General features: G+C 40.8%; 20 protein-coding genes. 9 read left to right on the top strand and 11 right to left on the bottom strand.

What is annotated here, in order from left to right:
- Positions 1-70: 70 nt before the first annotated feature.
- Complete coding sequence (locus tag F4W09_RS07965; RefSeq protein ID WP_151504521.1) at positions 71-2,218, bottom strand: TonB-dependent receptor domain-containing protein; 2,148 nt, start codon at positions 2,216-2,218, stop codon at positions 71-73.
- Positions 2,219-2,487: 269 nt separating this feature from the next.
- Between F4W09_RS07965 and tig the strand changes: the two genes are divergently transcribed.
- From tig to F4W09_RS07945, 4 genes are all read left to right on the top strand, one after another.
- On the top strand, positions 2,488-3,819 hold the full coding sequence (gene tig, locus F4W09_RS07960) for a trigger factor (RefSeq protein WP_044740059.1): 1,332 nt from the start codon (positions 2,488-2,490) through the stop codon (positions 3,817-3,819).
- A 191-nt stretch (positions 3,820-4,010) separates the two neighbouring features.
- Complete coding sequence (gene clpP, locus F4W09_RS07955; RefSeq protein WP_016168229.1) at positions 4,011-4,616, top strand: ATP-dependent Clp endopeptidase proteolytic subunit ClpP; 606 nt, start codon at positions 4,011-4,013, stop codon at positions 4,614-4,616.
- A 28-nt stretch (positions 4,617-4,644) separates the two neighbouring features.
- On the top strand, positions 4,645-5,955 hold the full coding sequence (clpX, locus tag F4W09_RS07950; protein ID WP_151504520.1) for an ATP-dependent protease ATP-binding subunit ClpX: 1,311 nt from the start codon (positions 4,645-4,647) through the stop codon (positions 5,953-5,955).
- Positions 5,956-6,121: 166 nt separating this feature from the next.
- Positions 6,122-6,835, top strand: coding sequence for a DUF2846 domain-containing protein (locus F4W09_RS07945; RefSeq protein ID WP_151504519.1), 714 nt, complete (start codon positions 6,122-6,124; stop codon positions 6,833-6,835).
- A 5-nt stretch (positions 6,836-6,840) separates the two neighbouring features.
- On the opposite strand, the gene F4W09_RS07940 is transcribed toward F4W09_RS07945, so the two are convergent.
- The 4 genes from F4W09_RS07940 to F4W09_RS07925 form a co-directional block, all read right to left on the bottom strand.
- Positions 6,841-7,389 carry a DUF2059 domain-containing protein gene (locus F4W09_RS07940; RefSeq protein ID WP_016168226.1) on the bottom strand — a complete coding sequence of 183 codons (549 nt, stop codon included), beginning with the start codon at positions 7,387-7,389 and terminating at the stop codon, positions 6,841-6,843.
- A 106-nt stretch (positions 7,390-7,495) separates the two neighbouring features.
- A complete protein-coding gene (locus F4W09_RS07935) occupies positions 7,496-9,022 on the bottom strand; it encodes a fumarate hydratase (RefSeq protein ID WP_016168225.1) in 1,527 nt (508 codons plus the stop codon).
- 636 nt (positions 9,023-9,658) lie between these two features.
- Entirely contained in the window at positions 9,659-10,138 is a 480-nt protein-coding gene (imm31, locus tag F4W09_RS07930) for an Imm31 family immunity protein (RefSeq protein WP_151504518.1), read from the bottom strand.
- 92 nt (positions 10,139-10,230) lie between these two features.
- A complete protein-coding gene (locus F4W09_RS07925) occupies positions 10,231-11,106 on the bottom strand; it encodes a helix-turn-helix transcriptional regulator (RefSeq protein WP_151504517.1) in 876 nt (291 codons plus the stop codon).
- A gap of 180 nt (positions 11,107-11,286) precedes the next feature.
- Here F4W09_RS07925 and F4W09_RS07920 point away from each other — a divergent pair, with 180 nt between their 5' ends.
- Together F4W09_RS07920 and F4W09_RS07915 are read left to right on the top strand one after the other, a co-directional pair.
- On the top strand, positions 11,287-12,192 hold the full coding sequence (locus tag F4W09_RS07920) for a DMT family transporter (protein WP_151504516.1): 906 nt from the start codon (positions 11,287-11,289) through the stop codon (positions 12,190-12,192).
- A gap of 55 nt (positions 12,193-12,247) precedes the next feature.
- A complete protein-coding gene (locus F4W09_RS07915) occupies positions 12,248-12,856 on the top strand; it encodes a class I SAM-dependent DNA methyltransferase (RefSeq protein WP_151504515.1) in 609 nt (202 codons plus the stop codon).
- A gap of 99 nt (positions 12,857-12,955) precedes the next feature.
- On the opposite strand, the gene pta is transcribed toward F4W09_RS07915, so the two are convergent.
- From pta to F4W09_RS07895, 4 genes are all read right to left on the bottom strand, one after another.
- Positions 12,956-15,115 (bottom strand): phosphate acetyltransferase, encoded by a 2,160-nt coding sequence (pta, locus tag F4W09_RS07910; RefSeq protein ID WP_151504514.1) that lies wholly within the window; start codon positions 15,113-15,115, stop codon positions 12,956-12,958.
- A 50-nt stretch (positions 15,116-15,165) separates the two neighbouring features.
- A complete protein-coding gene (locus tag F4W09_RS07905) occupies positions 15,166-16,389 on the bottom strand; it encodes an acetate/propionate family kinase (RefSeq protein WP_151504513.1) in 1,224 nt (407 codons plus the stop codon).
- A gap of 303 nt (positions 16,390-16,692) precedes the next feature.
- Positions 16,693-17,094 (bottom strand): hypothetical protein, encoded by a 402-nt coding sequence (locus tag F4W09_RS07900; RefSeq protein ID WP_016168218.1) that lies wholly within the window; start codon positions 17,092-17,094, stop codon positions 16,693-16,695.
- 128 nt (positions 17,095-17,222) lie between these two features.
- Positions 17,223-18,488, bottom strand: coding sequence for a glutamate-5-semialdehyde dehydrogenase (locus tag F4W09_RS07895; protein ID WP_151504512.1), 1,266 nt, complete (start codon positions 18,486-18,488; stop codon positions 17,223-17,225).
- 307 nt (positions 18,489-18,795) lie between these two features.
- Between F4W09_RS07895 and F4W09_RS07890 the strand changes: the two genes are divergently transcribed.
- A complete protein-coding gene (locus F4W09_RS07890; protein ID WP_016168216.1) occupies positions 18,796-20,121 on the top strand; it encodes an alpha/beta fold hydrolase in 1,326 nt (441 codons plus the stop codon).
- A 71-nt stretch (positions 20,122-20,192) separates the two neighbouring features.
- Here F4W09_RS07890 and F4W09_RS07885 read toward each other — a convergent pair whose 3' ends face one another.
- A complete protein-coding gene (locus F4W09_RS07885; RefSeq protein WP_151504511.1) occupies positions 20,193-21,068 on the bottom strand; it encodes a class I SAM-dependent methyltransferase in 876 nt (291 codons plus the stop codon).
- Between the two features lie 109 nt (positions 21,069-21,177).
- Positions 21,178-22,197, bottom strand: a complete 1,020-nt coding sequence (nagZ, locus tag F4W09_RS07880) for a beta-N-acetylhexosaminidase (RefSeq protein ID WP_016168214.1) — start codon at positions 22,195-22,197, stop codon at positions 21,178-21,180.
- A gap of 225 nt (positions 22,198-22,422) precedes the next feature.
- On the opposite strand from nagZ, the gene F4W09_RS07875 reads away from it, so the two are divergent.
- Positions 22,423-24,612 carry a carboxy terminal-processing peptidase gene (locus F4W09_RS07875; RefSeq protein WP_044738700.1) on the top strand — a complete coding sequence of 730 codons (2,190 nt, stop codon included), beginning with the start codon at positions 22,423-22,425 and terminating at the stop codon, positions 24,610-24,612.
- A 274-nt stretch (positions 24,613-24,886) separates the two neighbouring features.
- Positions 24,887-26,935: a bifunctional diguanylate cyclase/phosphodiesterase gene (locus tag F4W09_RS07870; RefSeq protein ID WP_151504510.1), complete on the top strand. Its 2,049-nt coding sequence runs from the start codon at positions 24,887-24,889 to the stop codon at positions 26,933-26,935.
- Positions 26,936-26,948: the final 13 nt, after the last annotated feature.

The raw sequence follows: 26,948 nt of genomic DNA, 5'->3' as shown, positions 1-26,948 counted from the left end.
TAAGTGCATGATTTTATATAAATATAGAAAAACCCTGCTAAGGCAGGGTTTTTTATTGGGATTTTGAATTTTAGAAATCGTAAGAAATAGATAACCAGTAGTTACGCCCAGAGATATACGTTCCAGACATAGCAGATCCTATCGAAAGGTATTTATATGCTTGTTGTACATCACCATTTAGGTCGTAATAGTCCATGTATTCGGTAAAGTCTTTATCTAGCAAATTATTTACAGCCGCATTAATACGTATCTGATCATTGAGCTGATAACTACCACCCAAGTTAAATAGGTTATAGCCAGAGAACTCATTATCGGTTTGCTTTTGAATATTCAATGCATCACCTGTTTGGCTTTCTAAGTAGCGGGGACGACCAGACTGATATTCATGTTGTAACCATAGATCAAATGCATCATTGATGTGCCATGTCGATGTGAGGTTGAATAAATGTTTAGCCGTTGACTCAAGTGCATAACCTTTGTTTTCGCCTTTGGTAATCTCAGATTCGGTAAAGGTGTAGGCAGCTTTAATATCCCATTCGGGAATGATTTGATATTTTAATGAGGTTTCGAGGCCATAGATTTCTGCCTCATCTGCATTAAAGCTCTTGGAATAAGATGTTACACCGTTGCCCAATCCAGAACAGTCACTGATACTGCAATTAAATTCTTTAGATATAGTTTTATCTTTAACAACATTAAAGAATGCAGTGGTATTAAAATCGAATCGATCAGAAGGCTGATAATTTAAGCCTACTTCATAATTAACTGAGGTTTCAGGCTTTAAATCAGGATTGCCTAGAACTGGGGTGGTTCCTTGCCCACTAAAATTAATTATTCCATTGTGTAAAGCTTTAGCCGAAGGGGCTTTGTAACCCGTACTCACACCACCTTTAAGGGTTAAGGCATCTGTTGTGTTCCAGACCAGATAAGCGCGTGGACTAAAATGTCCACCAAAACCTGAATGGTCTTCATAGCGTCCACCAAAGGTAAAATGCAGATTATCCATCAGGTTCCACTCATCTTCTGCATAGAATGAGTAAGAATCCTTCTCAAACTCAGCTCCTAGACCTGCTATATCATCCACACTTTCTGCTTTTTTATACTCTGTACCCAAGGTCAATTTGTGATTTCTGAGAGTTGTAATGATATGGCTATCCACAACTAAATCTGTATTCTCTAGTATACGATCGCGCCCCGCATAAGCATTATTCGGGAAAGTATTGGTCGGAATCGTACGCCCAATTGTTTCCGTTTTGGTTCGGCTAATATAAGTGTTCCATGTCCCGAAGTCATAATTACCATCATGACCAAGTGAATATTGTTCGCGGTTAAATTTTAGCTCATCTTTATAGCCACGTGCGCGCGCAGAAGTATCTTGGGTGCCTAGGCGGTTATCTGCATTGCTATAAGTTTGATTTGAATGGAAGGCATCGAGCCAAAGCGAATTTTGGTCATTCAAACTTAGATTTAATTTACCGCCAACATCATAGTTATCCGCTTCACTTGGACGAGGATCGCGTGAAGTCGAGCCAGCAACGATACGTTCAGAACTTTGGCGATCTAAATAGCTGCCACGAAGTTGTAGTTCAAGACGATTTTCAATAAGTGGGCCGTTAAGTAGGAAACTGGTTTTCCATGAGTCGGCTTCAGCTTTATGTTCCATTAAATTGCCACTTGCGGTGACATTACCATGCCATTCATTGCTGATTTTTTTTGTAATAATGTTGATGACACCACCCATCGCTTCAGAACCATAGCGCGTTGCCATAGGACCACGAATCACTTCAATACGTTCAATAGCGGAGAGCGGTGGAAGAAAGCCGTTTGAAGTTTCACCAAAACCGTTTGGTGTAACATCTGAGGAGGTTGTTTGACGACGTCCATCAATCAAAATCAAGCTGTAATCATTCCCCAAACCACGCATTTTAATGTTTAAGCCCGCGGTTTTACCTACACCCGAGCGAATATCAATTCCTGGTACATCGGCCAGGAGGTCTGCAATACTTGTGGCATTTTTCTTTTCAATATCTTCTTTGGTGACCACGCTGATGCTGGCAGGCGCATTTTTAATATCTTGTTCAAACCCCGCTGCGGAAACCACAATGGTTGAAAGTTGATGCGTCGAAGAGGAGGTTTCTGAACTGCTTTCCGCAAAAGCAGAACTGGTGGATAAACCCAGTAGTGCAAGACTGAGTGGGCGAAGGTTGAACTTACTCATAAATAGAATTCCATAGTTGGACGAGATAAATAACTGAAAATAAATATAAATGTGATATTTTTGTATATAGTAATGATAAGACTTATCATTTGCAATAAAAGCCGTTTAAAAAGAGAAAAATGATCGGAAATTTAGAAAGGAAAACAAAAGAACAAAAGAAATCAGATAAAATCTTGTGGTTTAACCATCCAGTTTTGTATATCTTTAAATGTTGTCATATAATGTGGCACTTTTTTTATAAACTGTTATTACTAAATTTCGAGGAAGCCATGCAAGTAACTTCTGAAGCGGTTTCGGGCGTTGCCCGTCGTTTAAATGTATCTGTACCGACGAGCCGTGTGAACGAGCAATTTGAAGCACGTTTAAAACGCACTGCTAAAACTGTAAAGATTAACGGCTTCCGTCCAGGTAAAGTGCCATTAAATGTAGTTCGCCGTGAATATGGCGCGGGTATTTACCAAGAAGTGGTAAATGACGTTATCCGTGACACAGTATTCGAAGCAATTCAACAAGAAAAAATCAATGCTGTTGGCATGCCAAACATTGATAAAGTAGAAAACAAAGACGACGCCCTTGTATACGAAGCGACTGTTGAAGTTTATCCAGAAGTTGAAGTGAAATTTGACGGTCTAGAAGTTGAACGTAAAGCATCTTCAGTAGAAGACAAAGACGTTGATCAAATGATCGAAAACCTTCAAAAGCAACGTGCTTCTTGGACTGAAACTAAAGGCATGGCGAAAAAAGACATGCAAGTAACTTTCGACTTTGAAGGTACTGTAGATGGCGAGAAGTTTGAAGGCGGCGCTGCTGAAGACTTTAAACTAGTTTTAGGTTCTGGTCGTATGATTCCTGGCTTCGAAGACGGTATCGTTGGTATGAAGAAAGGCGAAGAGAAAGTTATCGATGTAACTTTCCCTGAAGATTACCAAGCAGCGAACCTTGCAGGTAAAGCAGCACAATTCAAAATTACTGTGAAGCTTGTTGAAAAGCAAAAACTTCCAGAAGTTGACGCTGAATTCCTTCAAATTTTTGGTTTAACTGAAGAAGAAGGCGTTGAAAAGTTAAAAGCTGACGTGCGTAAAAACATGGAACGCGAAGTAAAAAATGGTCTTCGTAACCAAGTTAAAGGTGCGACTTTTGATGCATTAGTTGCTGCTAACGAAGTTGAACTTCCTGCTGCAATGGTTGCTCAAGAAATTGACCGTCAACGTCAACAAATGATCCAACAATTCACTCAACAGTTTGGTGCTCAAGGTGCTAAAGCATTTGACAGCAGCATGCTTCCAGATGAATTGTTCAAAGAACAAGCTGAAAAATCTGTAAAACTTGGCGTATTGGTAAGCAAAGTATTGGCTGATGCTAAACTTGAAGTTGACCAAGCTCGCGTTGAAGCTTACATCGAAGACATGGCTTCTTCTTACGAAGATCCAGCTGAAGTTATCGAATACTTCAAAAATGACAAGCAACAACGTTCACAAATTGAAGCTGTTGTATTAGAAGATCAAGTCGTTGATCACATTTTAGCAGCTGCGAAAGTAACTGATAAAACTGTTAGCTATGAAGAATTGTTGAAAGAGCAACAAGCTCGTCAACAAGGCTAATTTAGCTTGAGTTAAAAAAGGCGCTTTGAGCGCCTTTTTTTATCTCATCAAGATATTTGCTTGTCCCATATTCACAAAGCTTATGCAAAAAATATCTGTTATTTAATGGGGAATATTTTGCAATTTCGGTCATTATCCCTCATATTGTGGATATGGGTTAAGTCACAAAAAATCTAGGAATAAATAAACGTATGTATGTTCCAACTATTGAAAACGCGTTAGTCCCAGTTGTAGTTGAGCAATCGTCTCGTGGTGAACGTTCATTTGATATTTTTTCGCGCCTTTTGCGTGAACGCGTTATTTTTTTAACGGGTGAAGTGGAAGACAACATGGCCAATTTAATTGTGGCACAGATGTTGTTTTTGGAAGCAGAGAACCCAGATAAAGATATTCACCTATATATTAACTCACCAGGCGGTTCGGTGACAGCAGGTATGGCAATTTACGATACCATGCAGTTTATCAAGCCAGATGTTGTGACTTACTGTATGGGTCAAGCTGCATCAATGGGTGCATTCTTATTAAATGCAGGTGCGAAAGGGAAACGTTACTGTTTAGAAAATGCGCGTGTTATGATTCACCAACCACTCGGTGGTTTCCGTGGACAAGCATCGGATATTGAAATCCATGCACGTGAGATTCTTTTCATTAAAGAGCGTTTAAACCGTTTGATGGCAGAGCATAGTGGTCAAGACTATGAAACTGTGGCAAGAGATACAGACCGCGATAACTTTATGACTGCACAGGCAGCAAAAGAATACGGTCTTGTGGATGAAGTGCTTAGCAAACGTCCATAAGTTTTAAGATTTTAGTATTGGAGTAAATATGTCCGAACATCCTCAAGGACAAAAGCATTGTTCATTTTGCGGTAAAACGCAGTCTGAAGTCGGGAAACTGATTGCAGGTGAGGACGCATACATTTGTAATGAATGTGTGGACGTATGCTTAGACTTAGTGCAGACCAGTCAACAGGTTGAATCTGGAGACTGGGCTGCGAAGCCTTTGCCGAAACCTCAAGAAATTCGTGCAGCATTAGACCAGTATGTGATTGGTCAAGATGTTGCAAAGAAAACCCTGTCAGTTGCAGTTTACAACCACTATAAACGTCTTAAGGCGACTCATGGTGGTCATAAGCACGACGACGCAGTTGAGATTGCGAAAAGTAATATCTTGTTGGTTGGACCAACAGGTTCGGGTAAAACTTTGCTTGCTCAAACTTTGGCGCGTTTACTTGATGTTCCATTCGCGATGGCAGATGCAACAACACTGACCGAAGCAGGTTATGTTGGTGAAGATGTTGAAAACATCGTGCAAAAGTTATTGCAAAAAGCCGATTACGATGTAGAAAAGGCACAAAAGGGCATTATCTATATCGATGAGATTGATAAAATCACGCGTAAATCTGAGAATCCGTCAATCACGCGTGATGTATCGGGTGAAGGTGTTCAACAAGCCTTGCTGAAAATGATTGAAGGTACGGTTGCTTCGATTCCACCGCAAGGTGGGCGTAAACATCCGCAGCAAGAATTCATTCAAATTGATACGTCTAACATCTTATTTATCTGTGGTGGTGCATTCTCTGGCTTAGAGAAAATTGTGCAACAGCGTCAAGAGAAAGGCGGTATTGGTTTTACCGCAGATGTGAAGAAAAAAGATGAAAGCAAACAGCTTTCTGACTTATTCCGTCAAGTTGAAGCAACAGATTTAGTGAAGTTCGGCTTAATCCCTGAATTCATTGGCCGTTTACCTGTTATTGCAACATTGGATGAACTGGATGAAGAAGCATTAATGCAAATTCTGACAGAACCAAAGAATGCATTAACGCGTCAGTATCAGCATTTGTTCGATATGGAACATGTAGATCTTGTGTTTGAAGATTCGGCATTACGTGCGGTTGCGAAAAAAGCGCTTGAACGTAATACGGGTGCACGTGGTTTGCGTTCAATTTTGGAAAATGCCTTACTTGAAGTGATGTATGACTTACCAAGCCGTACAGATGTGGGTACTGTTGTGGTGAATGAAGCCGTGATTAACGGTACTGCTAAACCTGAATTACTGCCTGAACGTCAACCGAAAATAGCGACTGAAGATGCAAACAAAGTTGATTTAAAAGTAATTAACTCAAAATCTGCTTAATTTGTTATTCGTCTGAAACGTGCGGAAATTTATGATTTCCGCACGTTTTTTATTTGCAAGCCAAAAACTGAATGTTAATCTTGGGCAAAGGCGAGGATGCCTAAAAAATGGAATATATCCAAGATCCACCCTAATAAATAAAAGAAATACGCGGTGAGGGAAAATCATGCGTTCGTTTTATCTTATCTTATGCAGCAGTTTATTTTTATTCGGATGCCACAAGCAAGCAGTTTTAGAACACCCTGAATTAAGCTCGACACTCCATCCCGTGGATACCAGTCAGGCTCCTGGAATTGTCGAGCAGTACCGATTTGGGATGACTTCGGTGGGTGGTTGGGTTAATCAAAAATTAGGTCAACGTTACCATCCTGTGCAGGCGCAGCATAATCAGGCTGCTGTGGTTTATCTCTATCGTCCCGACAGTCGTTGGAATCGTCAGGAAATTGTGGCTTCCAGTCTTTTTATCAATAAATATCGAATTCCGAGTTTGCTGAATAATCATTATTACTGGTTGGAACTTCCTGCGGGAACTTATCGTTTATCGAGTAGCCGACCTTTGGGTATTCAGCATTTTCAAAAACCTAAATATTTAGATTTCACCGTTGAAGCGGGTAAGAGTTATTACGTGAAATATGATGAAGAAAATCTGAGTACACGTAAGGAAGTCTCGGGTCCCTTAATTTTGATGCCTAACTCGATTGGGCAAAATGAAATCGCATTTACCCAACTGAAATCTGCAAGTTATAACTTTGTTGCGCAAGACCAACAAACAGGCGAGTTGCGTCATAAAGCACAAAAAATTAAAGCAGCAAAATATGATACTCAATCTGATGTACAACTTACACAACCCTTTAAAATTTGGGATATTCGTACATGGTAATCAGCTTATTTGTTCTTTTTCAACTGTTTGAATAATGGCTCAAGTGTTTTTGCAACTTGCTGATTGATTTCGTTTTGCGTTGCAGGATCTTGCATCATTTGAGCCGACATCTCGATACTGTTGCGCATGATTTCACTCATCATTTTGCTACTTTTCTTATTAATTGATTGTCCAATCGGGGTTTCTAGGAACTGAATATTGGCAAGTACTTCTTCTTCAGTAAAGGTCTGCATATAAACATCTTTTAGCATTTGCATAAATTTTGGATCAGAAATCAATTTATTGCTAAAAGATGCAGTGATATCCGCAATTTGCTGGGCGGCTTTTTGTTGTTCTGTATTCAGCGCGGTTGTTTTGAACATATTTTTGAGCATTTCTTCTGCTTGTTGTTCATAAACAGGACGCATTTCTTGTTGGGATTGAGCCAAAGTCCCTTTAATGTCACCAAGTAGTAGGGCTTTTTCGACAGATGCTTCAGTTGCAGGTTTTGCGAAAGTGCTGAAACTGAGCGTGCAAAGTGTAAGTGTCGTCAGGATGTGGCTTAATTTTTTCATGATATTTAGAATGAACGATAGTTTTAGAAAGAGAAATTTTGGGCAAAAAATACCCTTAACAAGACCTTAGCATGTTAAGGGTATTGAAAAAAGCAAAACTTAGGGTTTAGCCTGCTGCAGCATCCACTACAGGAATTTTACCAATTTTCGCTTGCCAGATTTTCGGTGCAGTTGCATGTACCGATGTACCATTCACATCAACAGCAACCGATACAGGCATATCTTTCACAACAAATTTGTAGATTGCTTCCATACCTAAGTCAGCAAAGGCAACCACTTCGGCTTCACGAATTGCTTTAGAAACAAGGTAAGCCGCACCACCTACAGCCATAAGGTAAGTTGCTTTGTTATCTTTGATGGCTTCAACTGCCGCTGGACCACGGTCAGCTTTACCAATCATACCGAACATACCAGTCGCTTCTAAAACTTGGCGAGTGAACTTGTCCATACGCGTTGCTGTTGTTGGACCAGCAGGACCAACCACTTCATCGCCTACAGGATCGACAGGGCCAACGTAGTAAATGAATTTACCTTTAAGGTCAACTGGAAGCTCTTCACCATTGTTCAACATGTCAACCATACGTTTGTGCGCAGCGTCACGACCCGTATAAATTGTACCGTTAAGCAATAATGTGTCGCCTGGTTGCCATGCGTTCATTTCTTCTTGAGTAATCGTATCTAGGTCAACACGTTTAGAACTTGAAGAATCCCAAGTCACAGAAGGGTAGTCTTCAAGTTTCGGTGCTTGAATGTGTGCAACACCTGAACCATCTAATTGGAAGTGTGCATGACGAGTGGCTGCACAGTTTGGAATCATGCCGACTGGTTTGCCTGCAGCATGGCAAGGGTAGTCTTTGATTTTAATATCAAGGACGGTAGTTAAACCGCCAAGACCTTGCGCACCAATACCAAGCGCATTCACTTTTTCGAAGATTTCGATACGAAGCTCTTCAAGTTTGTTCTGTGGACCACGACGAAGCAATTCGTCCATGTTGAGTTCTTCCATGAGTGATTCTTTTGCAAGCATCATGGCTTTTTCAGCAGTACCACCAATACCAATACCGAGCATACCAGGAGGACACCAGCCTGCACCCATAGTCGGAACAGTTTTAAGTACCCAGTCTACAATTGAGTCAGATGGGTTAAGCATTGCAAGCTTAGATTTGTTTTCAGAACCGCCACCTTTGGCTGCAACAGTAATGTCCACTTTGTTGCCTGGAACAAGTTTGTGATAAATCACAGCAGGGGTGTTGTCTTTGGTGTTTTTACGACCAAAAGCAGGATCAGCTAAAACAGATGCACGAAGGACGTTTGAGTTCTCTAAGTAACCTTGGCGTACACCTTCATTGATTGCATCATCGAGGCTCATGGTTAAATCAAATTTAACATCCATGCCCACTTCAACAAATACGTTAACAATACCAGTATCTTGGCAGATTGGACGATGACCTTCTGCACACATACGAGAGTTAATCAAGATTTGTGCAATGGCGTCTTTCGCAGCTTTGTTTTCTTCACGGTCGTACGCACGGCTCATCGCTTGGATGAAGTCTTGTGGATGATAGTACGAAATGAATTGAAGCGCGTCCTTGACCGAAGTGATCAAGTCATCTTGCTTGATAATAGTTGTCATATCAAATATCTCTTGAGCGGGCTGTTAGCTAGCGGGCTAAATTATAAGGTATAACGTTACGGTTGTGGGTGTTTTGCTGAATTTTTGGGCTAAAGTTTAATGGATAAAATCGGTTATCAAGAACACCATCTTTCAGTAGAGATATTTATGTAAACGGGTTCCATCATTTGAAAAGTTCAATAATGGTTGAAGGAGATAAACTTAAGATATTGAATTGATTGTCTTTAGTGTGTGGGAGATTTGAGTGAATTTTAAAATGACAGGATTGTCATAAATTTGTCATAAAACTTTCACATAATAAGCGCATTCCAAGATAGAGCATTTTGTTATGACATCTGCAATTCTAATGGTTGTTGGTTTTAGTTGTTTTATTGCGGCAACATGGTTTTACGGTCAAAAAGAAGATCAGGCTTAAGCTTTATCTTCTTTTTTTGTTTTAAGCTATCTTCAAATCTTCAAATCTTCAAATCTTCAAATCTTCAAATCTTCAAATCTTCAAATCTTCAAATCTTCAAATCTTCAAATCTTCAAATCTTCAAATCTTCAAATCTTCAAATCTTCAAATCTTCAAAGAGTCTATATTCATCATTTAAAAATACTAACTCTAAGTAACCCTAAACTTTTTAATGATCTCTCTTATTCTTTTAGCCTTCCCTCACTAGTTACAGTGTCAACAAACACCTTAATTGTTTCACCACTATAAAAATCATCATGAGTCATTTTTCCCCCCGCTGGTCTTAATTCATTTTCGTCAATACACCAACAAATTCCATCATCTAAAATCTGTACCGTATAAAACCATCCGGTATGCCCCATCGTGATAGCCATGACTACTCCCTTTTTATTTTGAATTTTTAATAAACTTTTTTTATTTGAGTTCACAGTAACGAGTTCATAAGAATCGAACAAAGACTTTAAAATACGCCCTGTCGCTTTTAAGTCAGACTCCATCACATCCAAATACTCTAAATCTTCATAAACTTGCAACATATATTGCCATTCATCTGCAATTTTCTGCATACCTATCACAATAGCCTCGTGATCATTGACTTTGGACAATTCATCTTTAGTTGAAATAATCATGACTATTTCATGAATTTTATATAAATTTTTCATTCTTCACCTATTTATGAGTAATACATTTATCATTTTGTTTAAAATCGATTCTAGTTAATTGAATTGGTCTTTAAATTTAAAATTTTGTGATATTAAGTACTATTTTTATCATTTTTCAGCATTTGCGAAGGCGAATAGCCAAAGTGGTTTTTAAAACGATGACTAAAATGGCTGCTGGAACTAAATCCATATTGCGTAGAAACTTCTGTGATCGTGGCAGTGGTGGTTTGTAATGTCTGATGTGCCAATTCTAGTCGTCGTAGCATCACATATTGATGCGGTGGCATATGCATAGACTGTTTAAACATATGAGCAAAGTGATACTCACTGAGCTGGGTTTGTTCTGCTAAATCGGACAGGGTTAAACTTAAATGTAGATGCTGATCAATCCATTGTAAAAGTTGTTTTAGGATATAAGGTGATAGGCCCCCTTTGACTTCAGGAGCTTGCCACTCGGTATGACTATAATTTTTAATTAAATGGTTAAGCAGCAGCGTGGTAGCTGTACTCATCTGCAAATGATTTTCACGGTTTTGCCAAGCACTATTGAGTAAAAAGTGTCGATAAATCATCGCAATTTGTGGATCGGCGACAAAACTTTGCGGATTTAACTGTATTTGGCTTGATTCACGGTCCCAGACTTGTTCTGCTACACGTTTTAAGTGTTGTTCAGTGTAGTACAAATGTACGAAGGTCAGTGGATCACGGAGATCCCAAGTAGATTCAAAGTCTTGTGGCAATAGGCACATGTGGTCGGGGCCACCACCATTCTGCCAACCGCGCGCGGTCTTTTGATAACTGTGATATCCACCCTGAATGTACATGCTTAAAGTGTGGTGATTGCTACAGACCTGTACGCAGTCTTGGTTATTTTGCCACATGGCGAGCTGCATGCCTGAACCCAATTCGACTGAGTCGAGAAGTTGGGCTTTGTGTTGTTGTAATTGATCTAGAATCTGATATTTCATCTTCTACACGCAGTGCCAAATTGAGTAACTAGTGTAGGACTTCTATTCGGTCTTGTCATCCGTAGGTGAAATTCGGTAAAAAATCACAAGTTGATGATAGTGACCGCAAGAAGCTGCAAGTATTGAGTGTCTTTGTTTCGAGATAATGTGCTTAAGATCATTAGCTTGGGTTGAAATTGAATGAATGCACTGTTATATGCTTTGGTTGTGGTAATTTGGGGCACAACGTGGATTGCCATTAGCCTGCAACAACAAAGCGGTATATCTGCCAATGTGGCGGTGTTCTGGCGTTTTTTTATTTCAGCAATCGTCCTGTTTGCTTTTATTGCCTTTTGGCGTAAATTGCAAAAACTGACAGTGAAAGATCATCTATTTTGCATGTTACAGGCCTGCTGTATTTTTGGTTTTAACTTTGTCTGTTTTTATTATGCAGTGCAATATGTCAGCAGTGGCTTAGAAGCGGTGATTTTCTCCATGGCAGTCATTTTTAATACCTTGAATGCCAAACTGTTCTTTGCACAGCAAATTCCGTCTCGATTCTATCCTGCGGCTTTACTTGGAGTGCTCGGGATTGTTGCTTTGTTTTGGCAGGATGTGATTGGCACCACATTAAACAGTCAAACTTTACTTGGGATATCACTGTGTATGATCGGAACCTATGGCTTCTCGCTGGGTAATATGATTAGTACACGCCATCAGAAAAATGGATTGGATATTTTTACGACCAATGCCTACGGCATATTATATGGTGCTTTTCTAATGGCATTCATTTCATGTGTACAACAGGATGACTTTTTTCCAACGATGCCTTTAAGTGCAATTTCGTCTTTAATTTATTTAGCAATTTTTGGTTCAGTGATTGGGTTTACTGCTTATTTCTATTTGGTGGGGCGTATTGGTTCGGGCAAAGCAGCCTATAGTACTTTGTTATTTCCGTTGGTGGCTTTAGTGATTTCAACAGTATGGGAAGGTTATCAATGGCATTGGAATGCAGTGATTGGGGTGGTGCTCATTTTATGTGGTAACGCAATTTTCTTTGTTAAAATACCACAGTCAAAGGCTATACAACTTTCAAAACAAAGCTGAGTCTTGCATCGATGATAAGTAGTGAATTCATGTTTTCAATGTTATAAGAAATATTATGCCAAACAATCATCTATCGGAAAATATTATTCAGCTTTATCAAAAATATGCACGTGAATGGGTGGCACTGCGTGGAGAATGGCTATTTGAAAAAGTGTGGTTGGATCGCATGTTGGCTTTGCTGCCAGATCAAGCAAATGTTCTGGATTTAGGCTGTGGGTCAGGGAAACCGCTTGCTACTTATTTAATTGAACAGGGTTGCGCAATTACTGGGGTAGATAGTTCCGAGCTAATGTTACAAATGGCACGAGCAAACTTTCCTGAACAAGCTTGGCTTCAGGTGGATATGCGGCAGTTCAATCTAGAACAAAAATTTGATGCAATCTTGGCGTGGGACAGCTTTTTCCATTTGACACCAGATGATCAACGACAAATGTTTATGCAATTTGCACGACACGCCAAACTAGGAACCGTGCTGATGTTTAGCAGCGGTCCTGCATATGGAGAAGCTATCGGAGAGCTATTTGGTGAACCTTTATATCATGCCAGTTTAGCTCCAGAAGAATACCGTCATCTATTGGCTCAATATGGCTTTGAAGTACTGAATATGGTGGCAGAAGATCCTGAATGCACGGGGCATACGGTTTGGTTGGCAAGAAAAGTTTGAACCACTGTAGATATTCTGGAGTAAATGGGCAATGGGATTTATTGATCAAAGCAAAAAAAACCACTCTCGAAAGAGTGGTCTGGAAAATCGAAAAATTGTTTAAGAAGCTTTGCTGGCTTTGGCTTCAACTTGCTGTTCTGCTTGAATCGCAGTCAGTGCAATTGTGAACACAATATCATCCACCAACGCACCACGGGACAAGTCATTCACAGGTTTGTTCAAACCTTGCAACATTGGGCCGACGCTTACAACATTGGCAGAACGTTGTACTGCTTTATAAGTGGTGTTGCCTGTATTTAAATCTGGGAAAATAAATACATTGGCGCGACCCGCAACTTTAGATTCTGGTGCTTTCGAGCGACCAACACTTTCAACAGATGCAGCATCGTATTGTAAAGGACCATCAATCAGTAAGTCAGGACGGCGTTGTTTTGCAATGGCAGTTGCTTGAGCAACTTTCTCGACATCTGCACCTGCACCCGAAGTTCCAGTAGAGTAGGAAATCATGGCAATACGCGGGTCAATACCAAAAGCTTTTGCCGAGTCTGCGGATTGAATGGCAATTTCCGCCAGTTGCTCTGCATCTGGATCTGGATTAATTGCGCAGTCACCGTATACGTAGACTTCATCAGGTAACAGCATAAAGAACACTGAAGAAACTAAAGAGTATTCAGGTGCAGTTTTGATCAACTGGAATGCAGGGCGAACTGTATTGGCTGTGGTATGTACTGCACCAGAAACCAAACCATCGACTTGATCGAGTGCTAACATCATCGTGCCTAAAACCACGGTGTCTTGTAGTTGTTCACGGGCTTGTAATTCGTTGATTTTGCCTTTACGTGCCTCGACCATAGGTGCGACATAGTTTTCACGAATCAGGTCTGGATCAATAATTTCTAGGTCAAATGGCAATTCGATATTACGTGCTTTCGCGACCTCAACCACAGCTTCTGGTTTAGCCAAAAGAATACAATGGGCAATGCCACGTGATTGGCAAATTGCAGCGGCTTGAATCGTACGTGGTTCATCACCTTCAGGTAACACAATACGCTTTTTGGCATGAATAGATTTTTGTACCAGTTCATGGCGGAAAGCAGAAGGAGACAGACGTGGATTATAAGCACCCTTCAGGAGCTGAGCTAGCCATTCTTCATTAATATGACTTGAGACAAAGCGGGTGACTTGCTCTGCACGCTCAGTGTCATCCACTGGAATTTCATTGCTTAAGTTCATTAAGCTTTGCGCTGTTTCAAACGTACTGAGTGGAGTATGTAAGATTGGTAAGCCTTGTTTAATTGCAGCTTGGCAGAAATCTAGAATTTGGCCATTAGGCGCATGGTGTTCAGTTAATAGTAGACCCGCAAGAGGCGTTCCATTGCTGCTGGCCAAGCTACTTGCCAGCAAAACATCAATACGGTCTGAAGCACTAATAATTAATTCGCCTGCAACAAACTTATCCAGTTCGTGTTCAATATTGGCTGCAATCAGGCTGCTGTGTAGAACACGGCGTTGTAAGGCTTCACCTTGGCTAATCCATTCAGCTTGTAAATTGGCTGCCAAATCAGACATGCGCGGTACACTCAGTGTGTTGCTGAATGGTACCAGACCAATCACAGGTAACTGCGCTGTACCAATATGGGCATGAGTTTTTTGAATATCTGCCACAAATTTGTTGGTATCACTTACTAAGCGTAGGCTTGGATCGAAGGTTAATGGAATTTGCGCAGAACCTTCAGGCAAGCCTTTGGTGCGCATAAATAGCACCCCAGCAGTACGGTCACTTGATGCGCCACCAAAATGACGTAGTTGAGCTTCAACTTTTTCCGCTGATGCAGAGGCTTTATGAATGTCTGCATTACTTACGATGATGACTTTTGCATCTAAGGCTTTTGCTAAAGCAGAGTTCAGTTCAGAGGCAAAAGCATCACGTGCATTTGGTAATAACCCTTCAACAATAATGATGTCATGCTTTTTTGCAATTTGACGATGTAGACGAACGGCTTCTTCGAGTAATTCATCACTTTCGCCACAGTTCAATTGCTGAGTGACGGTTGCATAAGGAATAGGTTCAACTGTTTCACTTTTGGTAAGATGCTGAAAAAGTGCACTGGTGCGATCAGCTTCAATTTTAGTTTCTTGAGAAAAAGGTTTAAGAAAGCCCGCTTTAACACCTTGGCATTCTAAAGCATAGCTTAAACCTAAACATGCCGATGTGAGGCCAACGCCTTCACCAGTTGGGACTAAAAGAATGGTTTTCATAGTCGTTATGTATTCATTAAAAAAAGGAAAGGCAGTCAAGGCGCGATTGCTTAAGCAATCGCGGCAGTTGATTCAGGCTTTTTTGCAGTTGTCTGATTAACCTCATTGTCGACAACACTTGCTGTTTCTTTCGCGATACGACCTTCTTCATCGGTTGGAATCACCCAAATTTGTGGGCCAGTCCCTGCATCAATGCGGCCTTCAGTACCACGTTTGAGGTTGTTATTTTGTTCTTTGTTCAAGTTAAAACCGAAGTGCGGTAAGTAAGCCATGGTTTTTTCACGAATATACGCAGAATTTTCACCAATACCACCAGTGAAAAACAAACCATCTAAACGCGGTAGACCACAGCTAAGTCCAGCTAAAGATTTTGCAAGGCGATAGCAGAACACTTCAATAGCCAAGGTCGCATCTTCATTGCCTTGTTCAGAGGCTTCAATCAAGGTGCGCATATCGTTAGACAAATTGTCAGATAAACCGAGTAAGCCACTTTCTTTGTTTAGCATCTTGTCAATTTTATAGACATCCCAACCAAGGTTAGCTGCCAAGAAGCTGTGTAAACTTGGGTCTACATCACCACTACGGGTACCCATCACAATACCTTCGAGTGGCGTTAAACCCATAGAGGTGTCAACACTTTGACCATTCCAGATGGCACAAGTCGAGCTACCGTTACCTAAGTGAGCTGTCAACCAGCCGCCTTGTTTTAAGCTACCTGCCAATTCTGAACCACGTTCAGACACATAAGCATGGCTGGTGCCATGGAAGCCATAGCGACGAACATTGTGTTCAGTGTATAAGAATTTAGGCACTGCATAGCGGTAAGCATGTGCAGGCATAGTTTGGTGGAATGCAGTATCAAATACTGCAACTTGTGGCAATTCAGGGAATAAACGCATAGTTGCATCTATGCCAACAAGATGTGCAGGGTTGTGAAGCGGTGCAAGCGGCGTCGCTTCACGAATACGTTCAATAATTTCTGGGGTGAGTAATTCAGCTTTGGTCAATGTACCACCATGTACAACGCGATGACCAATGGCTTGAGGGTTATAGTGAGAAAGACGCTCTAAAATTGTTTCTAATGCTTTTTCGTGATCAGCATGGGGAATAGACAGTTCTAGTGGTGCGCCACCAACAGTGACACCTTTAATGCGGGCTTCAGCAGAGCCTAAGTTTTCTGCCAAACCAAAAATACGATCTTCACGGCGCTCTGAAACAAGAGCATATTTAATTGAAGATGAACCGCAGTTAATTACTAATACTGATGTAGACACGTTTATATACCCGAATTTTAATTGAAATAAGTCGTCCCTAAAGTGATCTTTATGCAGTACTTATCAATGCAATCCAGATCAGTAATAATGTTTTATCATGTGTTGATTTTCTGTCCTAGATAGACTTTAGGAGATTAGACTTAAGCACTATCGACCAGTGAAATAATAATAAATAAAATTTATAGGTTGATAGTTTTCATTTATTAATGAAATAGTGCTCAGACCTAAATTTTTCTTGCTGTACATCTTTAACACTAGCATGAGAAATGAATTTTGAGCAGGAGCTAAGTGTTGTTTTTATGCTTAGTTTTGATACTTGATTTCTGACCAGCGTACAATGACATAGGCAATTAATGCCACCATAAAAAAGACCAACATCATCCAAGCCAGACCTTGTAAGGTTTCGATGATCGTACGGTAAATTTCCAGTACCCAGCGTTCTTGAGTCAGTTCAATCACAATTTTTTTATCATTTTCGGTATAAGTCAGCGGCGTGATGTATTTTTCCATATCGTAAATACGAATGCCTGAAGATGTTCCGACCACCATACCCGCAAATTTGGTGTATTTTGCCCAAGCTTCATGGATTGGATCGTGAATAATGCGCGCCAGAATAGCATTAATCGAATTGGAAAAAATTTTCATTACCGTAAAAGAAACCAGTAATGCCAGTAAAAAGGTACAAATGATCAAATAGTAAAACATGCGATTTCCCTTTTATCTTTTTCAATTTTTTTATCATGTTACAAGATTTAGGGTGGGGATAGTGTAGTCGCTGTGTTCAGCTTCATGGCTGAAACTGAACACTTAAAGATACTTTAGTTAGACAGGAATTATTGGCGAATTTGTCCATCACCTAACACAATCCATTTTTGCGAAGTCAAACCTTCCAGACCGACTGGGCCACGCGCATGAATCTTGTCGGTGGAAATGCCGATTTCAGCGCCTAGACCATATTCAAAGCCATCAGCAAAACGAGTAGAAGCATTCACCATGACTGAGCTAGAGTCAACGCGAGCAAGGAATTGACGCGCCAAGCTGAAGTTTTCGGTAATGATGGCATCGGTATGATGCGAACCATATTTGTTGATATGGTCGATGGCCTCATCCATTCCTGAGACCACTTTGACAGCCAAAATGGGACCTAAATATTCGGTATACCAGTCTTCTTCACTTGCAGGTTTAACCCCTGAGCCTAAAATACGCTGGGTTTCAGCGCAACCACGCAGTTCAACATTTTTCTCTGCATACAGCTCTGCAATGCGCGGTAAAAACTCTTCGGCAACGTTCTCATCAACCAAGAGGGTTTCCATGGCATTACACACGCCATAGCGATGAGTTTTTGCATTGAGTGCAATCGGTAGCGCCTTGAGTAAATCTGCTTGTGCTTCAACAAAAACATGGCAGTTGCCATCTAAATGTTTAATTACAGGAATACGGGCTTCATTGGTAATACGTTCGATTAACCCTTTGCCTCCACGTGGAACAATCACATCCACATATTCCGACATGGTGATCAAATGACCTACTGCTGCACGATCTGTTGTATTAATCACTTGAACTGAAGTTTCAGGCAAACCTGATGCTTTAAGTCCGTGCTGAATAGCAGCTGCAATGGCCTTATTCGATTCTAATGCTTCAGAACCACCACGTAAAATAATGGCATTACCTGACTTCAAGGCGAGTGAAGCGGCCTCCAAGGTCACGTTTGGGCGCGACTCATAAATCATGCCGACCACACCCAGCGGTACGCGCATTTTGCCAATTTGAATGCCAGTAGGGCGGTAGGCTAAATCTGTGATTTCACCAATCGGATCGACCAGACTGATGACATCTTTCAGACCTTGTAGCATAGCCTTAAAGCGTGTGGGGGTAAGTTCTAAGCGATCAAGTAATGCATTGTCTAATTGATTGTTACGGCCTTTATCCATGTCTATTTGGTTGGCCGCTAAAATCGCAGACTCATTGTTCTGTAATGCTGTGTAAATTGCTGACAAAGCATTGTTTTTAGTTTGGGTAGAAGCGCTGGCTAACACGCGTGAAGCTTGGCGTGCTTGTTGTCCTACCGTTTGCATGTATTGTTCAATCGACTCTTGCATGGCGGTTTGATCACTTAGAAATTTCAGTTCCGATAGTAACAGCCTGTGTACTGACAATGAAGTATCTCAGTGAAAATAGATAAAACTTTAGCGTACAGGATGCATTCTATCGCTTTTAGGGCAAAAAAAGACAAGCGGTCATGGAATGAGTTGCAGCCAAAATCATCCTTTGTATATGATGACAAGCGATAATGACATTGACGTCTTACACAAAAATAGAATGAGTTTGTGCTTAAAAATAGGCACATACGTTGCATTAAGTAGTGTCTTGCAAAATAAAAATAAGACAAGGATGGAGGCAAGGAATATGAATTCCATTATCCAATTGGACGCGGAATTACAGTCATCAATAAACCGTCACGGTTTTTTTGATTTATATAATAAGCACAGCTTTAAACAGCCAGCTCGAACCACTTGGATAGATGGATGGAAAATCGAGTATATGGCGATTGCTGAACCTGAAACACTTCACCGTACCCCGATTGTGATTATTGGTGGCGCATTCCAAAATTTTAACTCTTATAAATATTGTGTAGAGCAACTGTTTGCCGCAGGACCTGTCATTTTAATCGATTTACCTTCTATGGGCGCAAATCAGCAAATTACTAATGTTGACACAGGGCTTTCGGCAGGGACATTAGAGTTAAGTGATCTCGCAGTCATGTTGGGACAGTGGTTGGATATTGTCGGGCTGAAGCGAGTTTCGGTCATGGGGATGTCTTTAGGTTCAGTATTGGCATCGGGTTTGGCAGATTTACGTCCAGAATTGATTGATCGCATGATTTTGATGGGGGTGATGCAAAAAACACGTAAAAGCTGGCGCATGTTACTCGAAGAATCCTTATTTTTAATGCAAGAACAGCGTATGGAGGAATTCGGTCAGGCAGTCATTTTGTATTTGGTGAATCATGCCAAATTAGATGTGACGCGAATGTCACCAACGGCAAAACGGTTGTTCTTTCGGCAGATGGCAGAATTTACTGCGACCGAGCAAGAACGCTATGAAATTAACTGTAATCGCTTGCTGCGTTTAACTGATGTGCCTATTCCAAGTTGTAAGGTTTTGGTTGCATGTGGTCAATATGACAGTTTCACCTTGCCTTATGAAAATGCCAATTTTGCCTTGCAATGTCCTGATATGGAATTTGCCATGATTGCCAACGCGGATCATGTGCCACAATTACAACGCCGTAAAGAAACCATGCATTTATTCGCAACTTATTTGCGTGGCGAATCTATTCAGCAGTTAGATGGTATTCTGAATATGACTCGAGCGCAGTTATTAACCATGGAACGTCGAGGCGAAGCAAGAATTCAGGTGAGTCAACCATTTACTCATTTAACTCATCGTCATTCAGATTTACAGTTATCAACTGAAATTGAAGATATGAATTTCTTTGGTTTAAAACTCAATTTTACCCAAGGTGACAGTCAAATCGCTGCGCAATATCCACGTGATTTAGCTTTACATCTGCACGATGAAGAGGGTTCTTTTACGATTGAATGTTTAATCTTTGAGATAGGTGAAACACATGTTCGCGCTTTATTTAAGCATGGCAGTTTTGACGTGGCAGAACGTCTACTGCGCTATATTCAACGCCAGCAAGCCTTGATGATGTCGGCAAGTGCTTAAAATCTTGTGACCCTAAATTTGCAATCAAGGATCAATGAAAGGGGGAGCTATAAACAGCTCCCCCTTTTGTTTTAATGTTTTAAATCGGGATGTAAGGTACGGGGTTTACTTGTGGCGTGTAGCATCCAGACCAGATCGCCAAGATGTTCTTCCGATGTGGTTTCATCTGTTTGCACTTGGAAATAGAGTTTGGGTTGAATGACAGATGATGTTTGAAAACCCGCATCTTGCAAAAAAATCTGAAGCTCATTTGGTTGAGTAAAGTGAAAACTAAAGGCACTACGAGACATCATTTTTAACAGTTTGCTGCTGCTCCAAATGATATGTGCTAATTTATTTTTGACGGGTTCAGGATAAATATCGCTGAGATAGTGGATTTCGGGAAAATGCTTCCCGTTGTTGCTGATGGCTTGGAATAATTGTGCCAATGAGGTTTTATCAAAATAGTTAATCAGCCCTTCACTAATGACTACCAGTGGAAAGCGCGTGTCAAATTTTTGAAAAACCTGGGAAAATTCATCGCTAAAAATATCAGCACTTAGTACCTGAGGGCTATTGGATTCAAGTTGTTGCAGTGCTTGAGTTTTGACGTGTGCCATTTCGGGTAAGTCTAATTCTCGATAGACCAAATTAGGAAACTTGCGACGGAAACTCCAACCGCGCGGTGAAAGCCCACATGCAATTTCTAAGACTTGTAGTTGCGGGTGCTGGGCAATCAATTGATAAAGATGTTCATCAATCATGCGGTGGCGTTGCTTTAAGGTGCTGCGCATACTCCCCCCTACATAGCGTTCTGCCCAAGACTCTAATGGATGCACCAGTTTTGCTAAAAATTTACCTTTGGCAGTGGCAAAAACTGCATTTGAAATCCCCATTTGATACCAAATATAACCTGTGTAATGGGCTGTAAAAGAGATATGGCGATGTTGTGAAAGTCCTTCTGACATGTCTTCCTGACCTACTTTTTTGTTTTGATTTTAGTACAGCAATAGTTGCTGAAAGTGCTTACATCATAATGAAAAAGGAGCACTTTGTGGTGCTCCTTCCGTCGAATAGTTAGTTAGCATTTCTAAAGGCGGTAATGTTGTCTCTGACACGTTGCCATTCAGCACCCAGCGCTAAAGTTTCACCAATTTGAATATTCGGGATTTTCCCGCGCATACGTTCTAAACGTTGCTGATTTGGTAGAGGCAGTTCAGTCATGCCTGCCAAAGCAATACATTGTGCAGCACGATCATTACATACCAGCCCCATATCACAGCCTGCTTTCAGTGCAGCTTGAATGCGAGCATCGGCACCGCCCGCAACACAGGCCGCTTGCATGCTTAAGTCGTCAGAGAACAGTACGCCATCAAACTTTAACTCTTGGCGAAGAATGTTTTGAATCCAGAACTCAGAGAAGCCTGCTGGGTTCGGATCGACCTGATCATAAATTACATGAGCAGGCATAAGGGCATCGAGTTGCGGCATCAGTTGAATAAAACTTTGCATGTCTTTAGCAAAGATTTCGGCATAGGGACGTGAGTCAATTGCCGCCGCGACATGTGAGTCTGCCTTCACTGAGCCATGCCCAGGAAAGTGTTTGCCTGTTGATGCCATGCCTGCACGTTTCATCCCTTTCAGAAAAGCACTGGCAAGTGGCACAATGTCTTGCATGTTCTTGGCAAAACCACGGTCACCAATCACATCGCTAATGTCGTTTAAGTCGAGTACAGGTGCAAAGCTAAAATCAATCCCAACAGCCAAAACCTCAGTTGCCATGAGCCAGCCGCATTGTTCAGCAAGGTCTAATGCCTGCTCAGCATTAGTCTGGTATAACTCACCAAAGCGGCCCATTGCAGGAAGTAGGGTAAAGCCTTGTTTTAAACGTTGTACACGACCGCCTTCCTGATCGACCGCAATTAAAATTTCAGGACGAATTTGACGCATATGATCGGTCAGTGCACGGACTTGTTGTGGGGACTGAATATTTCGTGCAAATAAAATAACGCCACCGACTTGCGGAGCTTGCAATAGTTCAATATCTTCTTGGGTAAGTTCTGTGCCAGCGATGTCTAGCATCAATGCGCCAATCATATCGGTGTCCGTGTTTGAATTATTTAAATAAAGAGGCTGAAGGGATCAGCTTCCGCGAAACAATACCCGAATTTTGCAATGATTTGCTACATTTTGTCAGCATAGATTATGATAAAACTACACGACATAAACATATTTAGTTGTTTAAGATGTTGAATCTGCACCATTCATGTTGAATAACGAAGCAGTAATTTTGGTCAAAAACCAAGGAAGTACAAATTATTTATGAAACTTCAAACAATAGCTTGTGCAGTTGCCATTGCGACTGGTGGTTTGTTTTTCACACACGCAATCAATCAAGCAATTGCAGCCAACGATACCGCTGTAGTCTCAAAATCTGTCGTGCCAACAAAAGAACAAGCGCTGGTTTCACGACAATTGGCAACCTTAGTTGACCGTCAACATTATTTAAATATGCGTTTGGATGCAGATACTTCGAACCGCATTCTCGATTTTTATCTGGACAGCTTAGATCCAGACCATACGATTTTCCTGAACTCAGAAGTCGAGCAGTACAAAAAGCAATATGGTGCGACCTTTGGTGCGGCATTAAAAGCGGGGGATTTAACGGGTCCCTATGCGATTCATGCCCAATATCGTGAGCGTTTGGCACAGTTTTATGAGTTTATGTTGGCAGAGCTGAAAAAACCGCAAAACTTGAATCAGCCAAATGTCTACATCGATGTTGATCGTGAAAAAGCGGCTTATTTTAAAAATACTCAAGAGCAGCGTACTTATTGGCACAAAATGCTGGTGTCACAACTCATCAATTTGACCATCAGCAAACAAGAAGAACTGGCTAAGCAAAAAGTGTTAAAAGATAATCCTGAACTTGCCAATGGGCAGGATTTAACCAGCCCAGAAGATTTAACACCTGTTCAGACGTTGACCAAACGCTATACCCGTCAATTGGAACGAATTAGCCGTACCAAAAGTGATGATGTTCTAGATAAAACCTTAAATGCAATGATGCTGACCTATGATCCGCACAGCAACTATTTCCCACCTGTCGATGCGATGGAATTGAACCGTCAAACGACTTTGCAGTTGGAAGGGATTGGGGTATCTATTCGTCCAGAACGTGGTAATGAAGACTATACCAAGATTGAAACTATTGTAGATGGTGGGCCTGCAAGCAAAACAGGACAAGTGAAGTCGGGTGACCGCATTATTGGTGTGGCACAAGATGGCGAAAAAATGATAGATGTTGTGGGTTGGCCAAGCAATGAAATTGTGGGATTGATTCGTGGTAAACGTGGAACCAAAGTAACTGTACGCTTGTTGGCAACAGGTGCTTCAATGAGCCAAGCACGCAATGTGACGATTGTACGTGATGTGATTCAGGAAGAAGATGCAGGGGTGCGTTCACGCGTGGTCGAAGTGAAACGTGATGGCAAAGTGCACCGTATGGGTGTCATTGAAATTCCGTCTTTCTATTTGAATTATCGCGCACGTCGTGCAGGCAACGAATATCGTTCAGTGTCTGAAGATACCAATAATGCCCTGAAAGACCTACAAACGAAAAATGTAGAAGGTATCATTATTGATTTGCGTAATAACCCAGGTGGTTCTTTAGAAGAAGTAGCACGTATGTTAGGGCAGGTGATTAAGTCGGGTCCAGTGGTACAAATTCGTGATGGCAATGGCAATGTAAGCGTGTTTGAAGATGATGATGGTGGCGCGCAAACCTATGCTGGTCCACTGGCAGTATTAGTTAATTTGGCTTCTGCTTCGGCGAGTGAAATTTACTCTGCTGCGATTCAAGATTATGAACGTGGCATTGTGATTGGTAGCACCACCACAGGTAAGGGAACTGCGCAAGTTCAACTGGACAGTTTGGCTTATGGGCAGGCGACCTTGACTCAACGTAAGTTCTACCGTGTTACAGGTGGGAGCACACAAAACAAAGGTGTCATTCCAGATGTAACGTTGGTGGATATTTATAACGAAGAGTTTGGTGAGCGTAAAGCGAAGAATGCCTTGAAATGGGATACAATTCCAACAGCACCATTCAAGCGTGAAGGTTCGGTTAAACCTTATGTACAACAACTTGATCAAGCTTCTGAACAACGCGTGAGTGTCGAGCCACAGTTCAAATATTTGGAACAGCGTAAAGCGATTGCGAAAAAGTCGGATGAGCAAAAACGTATCGTGTTGGACATTGAACAACGTAAGGCTGAGTTGATTGCACTAGAGCAAGAAACTTTACATGCAGAAAATCAGCGTCGTCAGGCAACAGGTCAAAAGCCATATGCAAATTGGGAGAGCTATCAAGCATCTCTAGATGCATTAGCGGAGTCTCGTGCTAAAATGAAAGCAACACAACGTCCTGCATTGCCTGAAGAGGAAGCATTTGTGACCGAAGCTGCGAATGTATTACTTGACTATGCGAAAATCCAGAAAGTGAAGTCCTAATTCTTTAGCAGCACAGATCAGATTTAAAGCCAGTCCAATTGGGCTGGCTTTATTGTATTTTAAGTATAAAAAAGGCATAAAAAATAAATGGATAACGGTTAATTGTGGCACGCTTTTTTTAAAAATAATACAGAATAAACACTTGACCAAAACGACAGAGTATTAGATTCTAAACAAGATTATAAAATTTGAAAAAACTTTACGTTTTTTATCGCTTGAGAGCTCGACTTTGAATGTATTGATAAAAAAAAGATGACCTAAACGGAAGCTTTATATGGTTCATATACATTATGATTTAAGCCTAGTTATAGGTTCTATTTTATTTGCTTTGTTGGCATGTTTAATGGTCGTGTCACTCGAACAATTGTTATTTCATGGGCCGCAGCAGAAGCTTCACAAGGTAATTTTGGTGACCAGTGGGTTGGTGCTTGGGGTTGCCATTTGGTGTATGCATTTTATTGCTATTTTCGCTTGCCATTTTCCAGAATCATTTAGCATAGATTTTTGGCTAACTCTAACTTCATATTTAATCGCATTTACTGCATCCACATTTGCTATTTGGTTAATTACACGTCCAACTTTGTCATTTGCACGTCTCATTATGGGGGCGGTGTTGATGGGATTAGGAATCTCTGGTATGCACTATACAGGGATGCTTGCACTGGAATTACCGTCTTATCATATTCAATACGACGTCATGTTGGTGGTGTTCTCGATTATTTTTGCAATTTGTGGTTCGGGTTTAACATTCTGGTTAACCTTTAAATATAAAGCGGCAATTAAATATAAATTCTGGTTAAAACTGGGTATTGCATTATTGCTGTCAACCACAATTGTGGGTATGCATTTTAGTGGTATGGCAGCAACCAAGTTTGTGAAACATCCGACCGATCTAATCAACTTAAATCAATCAGGTTATAGTCTCATTTTATTTACCGTATTATTGGTGACTTCCCTGATTTTTATTGCTGCATTTTTTGTGGCGATGCTAGAGCAACGCTTAGAAGAGCGCAACTTACAATTATATATTGCAAATCAAGAGTTGGCGAAACAAGCGGTTAGAGATAATCTGACTAAGCTGCCGAATCGGTTGTATTTAGCTGAATATGCACATTTTCTATTTACCAATCACCGTTACAATGACCAAAAAATTGCTTTTCTTTTTATTGATTTAGATCGTTTTAAAGGGGTGAATGATGTCTTTGGTCATCACGTTGGCGACCAATTGTTGGTACAGCTTTCAAGCCGTATTCACGCCCAATTGAATGAACACCAAAAATTACTCCGTATTGGTGGTGATGAGTTCTTGATGGTGATTGAAGATGCAAGTTTGGAACAAGCCGAGCGTATGGCAAATATTGCACTTGAACAAATTCAAAATAGCTTTTTGATTGCAGGGAAGGAAATTAATATCTCGGCAAGTGTCGGTATCGCGATGTTCCCGGAACATGGCAATAATCTTCAAGATTTATTAATCAATGCCGATGCGGCAATGCTTTCCTCGAAATATCAGGGACGCAACACCTATTCAGTATTTAACTACACAGTAGATCAGCAAGAAACTAAAAGTTTAACCAAATTAATCAATGATTTATATAAGGCTGTAGAAGAGCAGCAATTTATCTTATTTTACCAACCTAAATTTACTACACGTGATCATCAAATTTGTGGCGTGGAAGCATTAATTCGTTGGCAGCATCCTAGTTTGGGGTTATTAACCCCGAATATGTTTATTCGTGGCGCGGAAAAGACGGGACTCATTATTGAATTGGGCTATTGGGTGCTTGAGCAAGCTTGCCGTCAGATTCAAATTTGGGAAAAAAATAATGCCCCATTTTTCCCTGTTGCTGTAAACCTATCTGCCGTGCAATTTGAGCACAAGCATTTATTCACCAACCTTGAGCAGTTATTTGAAAAATATCAAATTGATCCAAGCCATTTGATGATTGAAATTACAGAAACGACGGCTATGCATCACATTGAGTCTAGTATTTTGAGTTTCGAGCGTTTGCGCCAAATGGGCATTAAGTTGGCAATTGATGATTTTGGTACAGGACATTCAAGTTTTCTGTATTTAAAAAATCTTCCTGTAGATGAGCTGAAAATTGATCGTGAGTTTATTTACGATTTAGAAGTTGATTCTAAAGAAGAAATGATTTTAGAAAGTATTATTCAACTTGCGATTAAACTCGGTTTGGTGGTGACCGCTGAAGGGGTGGAATGTGCCTCACAAGCTGAAATTCTATCGCGTTTAGGTTGCCAACAGCTACAAGGCTATTTACTTGCTATGCCAATGGAAGTTGAGCAACTCGAACGTTTTTAACTATTAAACTAAA

It is taken from the genome of Acinetobacter tandoii (genome assembly GCF_008867985.1).
Lineage (GTDB): Bacteria > Pseudomonadota > Gammaproteobacteria > Pseudomonadales > Moraxellaceae > Acinetobacter > Acinetobacter tandoii.
The sequence above is the reverse complement of the archived record's forward strand: the minus strand, read 5'-3'. Positions and strand labels throughout refer to the sequence as shown.